The organism is Actinophytocola sp. (assembly GCF_036002505.1).
Taxonomy (GTDB): domain Bacteria; phylum Actinomycetota; class Actinomycetes; order Mycobacteriales; family Pseudonocardiaceae; genus DASYTH01.
The window spans coordinates 34827-40984 of sequence record NZ_DASYTH010000407.1; the positions used below are offsets into that span (position 1 = coordinate 34827).

Below are 6158 nucleotides of genomic sequence, written 5' to 3' on the forward strand. Positions count from 1 at the left end.
GCGCGCGATCTGACTTGTCAGGAAACTCGCATACCGGATACGCGCCGGGTTGGGTAACGGTTCAGCGTCGCCCACGCTCCACGCTGGAGACGTCACTCTCCGTGGTGATCTCCTGCTCGGTACGCTCCCGCTCCTCCCGCAGGATGCGATCGAGCGTGCCGCTCGCCTTGCGCAGACGCCAAACGAGCAGCAACAAAGCGGCCCCCGCGAGAATGATCCACAACGCACTCATTGTGCACTCGCCCGGCTCGGTCCAATGATCTCTCGCCCCTTGCACCGTAACGCTTTCAGGGTACGCGGATGAACACCCATCCAGCCGAACCAGTACCCCTGAAAGTTGCATTCACGCCACAATTGTCCACTATCTGTCCGCAATACGCGGAAGGGTTTCCTTGGCCGGCAGCCACACCACGGCGGCCGCGAGGTACAGCGCACCGGTCAGGCCGAACGCCGCGGTGTACGAGATCCGGTCCGCCAGCACACCGCCGAGCACCGGGCCGAGCACGGCCCCCACGTCCAGTGCCATCTGGAACGCGGCGAGCACGGACCCGGCGCGGGCATGGCGTCCGATGATGTCGGCCACCACGGCCTGCTGCGGCGGGGTCAGCAACCCGGTGCCGAGCCCGGCGACAACGGTGGCCATCAGGAATGCCGGCACCGAGGTGGTGAACCCGACCCAGATCGTGCCGAACGCGGCCAGCACCAGCCCGGCCAGCACCGGCGGCTTGCGCCCAAGGGTGTCCGCGAGCCGGCCGGACACCAGCAGCATCACCACGTTCCCGGCGGCGAACACGGCGAACGCCGTCCCGGCGAACGCGTCCTCGCGGTGCAGCACCTCGGTGACGAGCAGCGGGGTGAGCGCGATCCGGACCCCGAACGCCGTCCAGCCGTTGGCGAACCCCGACGCCAGCGCCGCGAGGTAGGTCGGGTGCCGCAGCGCGCTCCGGAGCGAGGCCGGGACGCTGTCGCCGTCGGGCCCGTCGGACAGCGGTGCGTGCCGCAGGAACGCCCACACGATCCCGACCGCCAACAGCAGGAACGCGGCGTACACCAGGAACGGCGCGCGCAGCGAGATGGTGATCAGCCCACCGCCGATGAGCGGCCCGGACAGGTTGCCGAGCAGGAAGCTGGTGCTCCACAACCCGGTCGAGCGGCCCCGCAGCGCCGCCGGGGTGAGCCGGATGAGCAGCCCGAACGCGGACACCGTGAACATCGTCGACCCGATGCCGGCGAGCGTACGCAACACCAGCAACTGCCAGTAGAACGCGGCGAACGCGCACGCGCCGGTGGTGACCGCGACGATCGTGACGCCGGTCAGGTACACCCGGCGCTCGCCGAGAGCCGTCACCAACCGCCCGCTGGCCGGCGCGAACGTCAGGCGCGCCACCGCGAACGCGCTGACCACCACGGACGCCGCCGTGACGCTCACCCCGAAGCCACGCGCAAACGTGGTCAGCGCGGGCGCCACCAGCGCGTAGCCGAGCGCGATGGCGAAGTTCGCCACCACGATCACCCAGACAGCACGCGGCAACCGCTCCTCCGGAGTGCGGCGCCGCACCCGGTCAGCAATGGACAAGGGACCCTGCCCTTCCCGGCCTTCCCCGTGTATACAGACCCGCATGTGGCCACGGACCTGGGCAGGTGTGCTGGCCGTGCTGGCACTGTTCGCCGGAGGAACGGCGAGCGCGGCACGGCAGACCGACAACCTGGCCTTCGTCGACCCGGCGAAGACCCAGACCGCGGTCGACCAGGGGAGCGCAGCGCTGGCGGCGGTGCTCTCCTACGACTACCGCAAGCTAGACGAAAGTATCCAACTGGCCAAGGAAAAGGGCACGGACGCGTACGTGGGGCAGCACACAGAGCTGATCAACACGCTGCGACCCGTTGCCACGAAGCAGAAGCAGTCGGCCACTACGAAGGTGGTCGGCACCGGGGTCCGGGAGTTACGGGCCGACACCGCGAAACTGGTGATCTTCTACGACCAGACGGTGACCCGCGGCGACACGAACAGGACGGCCAAGGTGGGCCTGACCGCCGTGGTGGACCTGCGGCTGGTCGGCGAGCTGTGGAAGCTCGACAACATGAACAGCTTCGGCTCATGAGCGAGCTTGCGAGCGAATCAATGTCACAGGGCGACCGCGAGCGGCTCGACCGAGCCTGCGAGGGGGAGCTGTGAGCGAGCTTGCGAGCGAATCAATGTCACAGGGCGACCGCGAGCGGCTCGACCGAGCTTGCGAGGGGGAGCTGTGAGTGACGGGGACGGGCGCCGGGAGCAGGTCTGGCTCATCGCCGGCGCGCTGGCCGGGGTGATCGTGGCCGGGGTGATCGTCGCGCTGCTCATCGTGTCCGGGAGCCGCGGCGGCAGCCCGCCGGCCCGGCCGACCACGGCCGGCAGCTCGACCGGCGGCGCACAGTCCGGCGTCCCGTTCGGCACCAGCCGGGACGACTCGCTGCGCGCCGCCGAGGAAGCGGCCGTCACGCTGAACACGTTGGACTACAAGAACGTCCAGCCCGGCCTGGATCGCTGGGAAGCGGTGGCCGCCGGGCCCCTGCTCGATCAGCTCAAGGCCCGGCGGCCGGACGCGGCGTCCACGGCGGAGAAGGCGAAGTCCGCCAGCACGGCCAAGGTCCTGGTCGCCGCCGTCTCCAAGATCTCCCCGGACGCCTCCTCCGCCGAGGTGCTCGCCCTCGTCGAGGTCACCGTGACCGACTCAAAGGGCACCACCACGAAACAGGTCCGCGAGAAGCTCGGCGTGATCCAGACCGCGGCCGGCTGGAAGATCAGCGCCATCTCCCCCGTCGAGCCCGGTTAGAAAGCGATGAAGGGGGCCTTCCTCACACCCCCGGTGAGGAAGGCCCCCTTCATCGCACTCCGGTCAGGCCACGACGTCGCGGCGGCGGAACCCGACCAGTCCGGCGGCCAGCGCGACCACCGCGATGGCGGTCAGCCACAGGATCGGGGTGGCCGTGAACGCCGTGCCGGGAAGCCTCGGGACGTGGGTGAACGGCGAGACGTCCAGCACCGCCTGCGGGAGCTTGAGCAGCGCGCCGAACCAGCTCAGCAGCAGGAACACGGTGAGCGCCGCCCAAGCGGCCGTGGTGACCCGCGGGACGAGTCCGAAGAGGACGGTGGCGATGCCGGCCACCACCCACGCCGCCGGCAGCTGGGCGAGCGCGCCGCCGAGCACCGGCCAGAACTGGCCGATGTCGCCGGAGCGCAGCCCGTGGGACAGGCCGGTGGCCACGCCCGCGGCGGCCAGGATCAGCGCCCCGCCGAGCAGGGCGAACGTCAGGTGGCTGAAGGTGTAGCGCCACCGGCTCACCCCGGTGGCCAGCACCGGCTCCGCCCGGAACGCGATTTCCTCGGTGCGCATCCGCAGCGTGGCCTGCACCCCGTAGGCCGCCGCCATCAGGCCGTAGAGCCCGGCCATGGTCGCCAGGAACGCGTTGACCAGCCCGCTGGCCCCACCGATCCCTTCGAGCGTCTTGCGCACCTGCTCGTTGTCCCCGACCAGATCGCCGACGCCGCTGGCGATCGAGCCGAACACGCCGCCGATCACCGCAGCGCCGGCCACCCAGGCGACGAGCGAGCCACGCTGCAGCCGGGCGGCCAAACCCAGCGGGCTGCGCAGGCTCGCGGCGGCCCGGGCCGGACCCGGCCGGGGCGGCAGCAGGCCCGCGCCGACATCGCGGAGCGGCACCAGCCGGTAGCCGACCACGCCGAGGATCACCGCCACGGCGAGCGCCATGCCGGGCACCCACCACCGCTCGCCGGCGAACGCCCGCACCTGCGAGGTCCAGCCGAGCGGCGACAGCCAGGACAGCCACGTCGCCCCGGTGGTGGAGTCGCCGACGGCGCGGAGCAGGAACGCGGCCCCGAGCACGGCGCTGGCCAGGCCGTTGGCCGTGCGCGAGTACTCGGTGAGCTGCGCGGTGACCACGGCGACCCCGGTGAACACCAGCGCGGCCGCGGCGATGCCGAGCCCGAGGGCGACCGCGCCGCCGGCCGGCGCCTTGTTGCCGATCAGGGTCAGCGTGATCAGCAGCCCGATGGCCAGACCGGTGCCGGCGGACACGATCGCGGCCGCGGTCAGCGCGGCGTAGCGGCCGGCCACCGTCGAACCGATCAGCTCGAGCCGGCCGGTGTCCTCCTCCGCCCGGGTGTGCCGGGTGACCATGAAGATGGCCAGCAGCGCGGTGAACAGCGCGATGATCACGCCATAGCGCCAGGCGATGAAACCGCCGAGGGTGGTCACGTCGAAGGCCCGGCCGTACATCAGGCTCACCGACGGGTTGCTCGCGGTACCGGCGGCGAGCGCGGCCCGGTCGGCGGCCGTCGGGTAGAACTCCTCGTAGGCGCCGGCTCCGCTGGCCGGCAGCGCCGCCAGCAGCACGATCCAGACCGGCAGGATGATCCGGTCCCGGCGCAGGGCCAGGCGGACCAGCGCCCTGGTTCCGGTGAACGCGGTCATCGCGCCACCGCCGCGTGCCGGGCGGTCTCCCCCGCCAGGTCGTCGGCGTAGTGCCGGAGGAAGAGCTCCTCCAGCGTCGGCGGCTGGCTGGTGAGCGAGCGGACGCCGACCTGGGTGAGCTGGCGCAGCACCTGGTCGAGGTCCTTCGTGTCCACGTCGAAGCTGACCCGGGTGCCGTCCACCTTGAGGTCGTGCACGCCGGCCAGCGCGGTGAGGCCGTTCGGGGTCCCCGCCAGCTCCGCGGTGATCGCGGTGCGGGTGAGGTGGCGCAGCTCGGCGAGCGTGCCGGTCTCCACGGTGCGGCCGAGCCGGATGATGCTCACCCGGTCACACAGCGCCTCCACCTCGGCCAGGATGTGGCTGGACAGCAGCACGGTACGGCCGCGCTGGCGCTCCTCGTTGATGCAGTCCTGGAACACCGACTCCATCAGCGGGTCGAGGCCGGACGTCGGCTCGTCGAGGATGAGCAGCTCGACGTCGGAGGCGAGCGCGGCGACCAGGGCCACCTTCTGCCGGTTGCCCTTGGAGTAGCTGCGGCCCTTCTTCTTCGGGTCCAGGTCGAAGCGCTCGAGCAGGTCGGCACGGCGCTTCTCGTCGAGGCCGCCGCGCAGCCGGCCGAGCAGGTCGATCACCTCGCCGCCGGAGAGGTTGGGCCAGAGGGACACGTCGCCGGGCACGTAGGCAAGCCGGCGGTGCAGTGTGACGGCGTCGCGCCACGGGTCGCCGCCGAGCAGCGTGGCCGTCCCGGCGTCGGCGCGAAGGAGCCCCAGGAGAACACGGATGGTGGTCGACTTCCCGGCCCCGTTCGGGCCGAGGAACCCGTGGACCTCCCCCGTTTGCACCGTCAGGTCGAGACCGTCCAGCGCGCGGGTCTGGCCGAACGCCTTGACGAGGCCAGACACCGAGATTGCAGTTGTCATGGTTCAGAAGCTACACTTGCTTCACGAAGTTGTGAAGTTAGAAAAGCTTATGAACCAGCACACACCACACCATCGGTGGAGAGGATGGGCGGGTGAGCAGAGCAGGCCGGGACGAGCAGGCGGTGGCCAGGTTCGTCGAGCGGATGGGGATCGTGCTGTCCGACGCGGGGATGCCGCGGATGGCCGGCCGGGTCTTCACCCACATCCTGGCCATCGACGCCGGCAAGGCCACCGCCGCGGAGCTGGCCGAGGGCCTCAACGTCAGCCCGGCCGCGATCTCCGGCGCGGTGCGCTACCTCGACCAGGTGGGCCTGATCCTGCGCGCCCGCGACCCCGGTGAGCGCCGCGACCACTACGAGGTGGCCGACGACCTCTGGTACGAGGTCTACGGCAACCGCGACAAGCTGATGCGGGGCTGGATCGACGTCCTCAGCGACGGTGTCAAAGCCGTCGGCGAGCACACCCGGTCCGGCGAACGGCTCGCCCAGACCCGCCGTTTCGTGGAGTTCCTGCTCAAGGAGATGACCGGCATGATGGAACGCTGGCGCGAGCAGGAAGGCCACCGCTAACTCCGCCAACGCGTATCACGCCTCCGCGAACACCGAACATGACTACGCGAGGGCGGGACACAGCTACGCAAAGCCGGGACACGCCGAGCCAACCCCGGACCCCGGGCGTGTCCCGCGTTCATGAAGCCGTGTCCCGGCTTCAGGTAGTCGTGTCCCGGCTTGGCGTAGGCGTGTTACGCGTCTGTGGCGAGCCTCGC

At 70.9% G+C, this 6158-nt stretch carries 7 protein-coding genes; 3 read left to right on the forward strand and 4 right to left on the reverse strand.

The genetic code is table 11. From position 1 onward, the window contains the following. Positions 1 to 61 precede the first annotated feature (61 nt). Entirely contained in the window at positions 62 to 223 is a 162-nt protein-coding gene (locus VGR06_RS35950) for a hypothetical protein (protein WP_327563670.1), read from the reverse strand. A gap of 138 nt (positions 224 to 361) precedes the next feature. Further along, positions 362 to 1576 carry an MFS transporter gene (locus tag VGR06_RS35955; protein ID WP_327563671.1) on the reverse strand — a complete coding sequence of 405 codons (1215 nt, stop codon included), beginning with the start codon at positions 1574 to 1576 and terminating at the stop codon, positions 362 to 364. A 43-nt stretch (positions 1577 to 1619) separates the two neighbouring features. Between VGR06_RS35955 and VGR06_RS35960 the strand changes: the two genes are divergently transcribed. Then, positions 1620 to 2102 carry a hypothetical protein gene (locus VGR06_RS35960; protein WP_327563672.1) on the forward strand — a complete coding sequence of 161 codons (483 nt, stop codon included), beginning with the start codon at positions 1620 to 1622 and terminating at the stop codon, positions 2100 to 2102. 144 nt (positions 2103 to 2246) lie between these two features. Next, entirely contained in the window at positions 2247 to 2813 is a 567-nt protein-coding gene (locus VGR06_RS35965; protein ID WP_327563673.1) for a hypothetical protein, read from the forward strand. A 63-nt stretch (positions 2814 to 2876) separates the two neighbouring features. On the opposite strand, the gene VGR06_RS35970 is transcribed toward VGR06_RS35965, so the two are convergent. Next, positions 2877 to 4472 carry an ABC transporter permease gene (locus VGR06_RS35970; protein ID WP_327563674.1) on the reverse strand — a complete coding sequence of 532 codons (1596 nt, stop codon included), beginning with the start codon at positions 4470 to 4472 and terminating at the stop codon, positions 2877 to 2879. Beyond that, positions 4469 to 5392 (reverse strand): ABC transporter ATP-binding protein, encoded by a 924-nt coding sequence (locus VGR06_RS35975; protein WP_327563675.1) that lies wholly within the window; start codon positions 5390 to 5392, stop codon positions 4469 to 4471. Before VGR06_RS35975 ends, VGR06_RS35970 begins: the two co-directional genes overlap by 4 nt. Before the next feature lie 92 nt (positions 5393 to 5484). Here VGR06_RS35975 and VGR06_RS35980 point away from each other — a divergent pair, with 92 nt between their 5' ends. Then, the gene (locus tag VGR06_RS35980; RefSeq protein WP_327563676.1) at positions 5485 to 5961 is read left to right on the forward strand and encodes a GbsR/MarR family transcriptional regulator; all 477 of its coding nucleotides are present in this window, start codon (positions 5485 to 5487) and stop codon (positions 5959 to 5961) included. Positions 5962 to 6158: the final 197 nt, after the last annotated feature.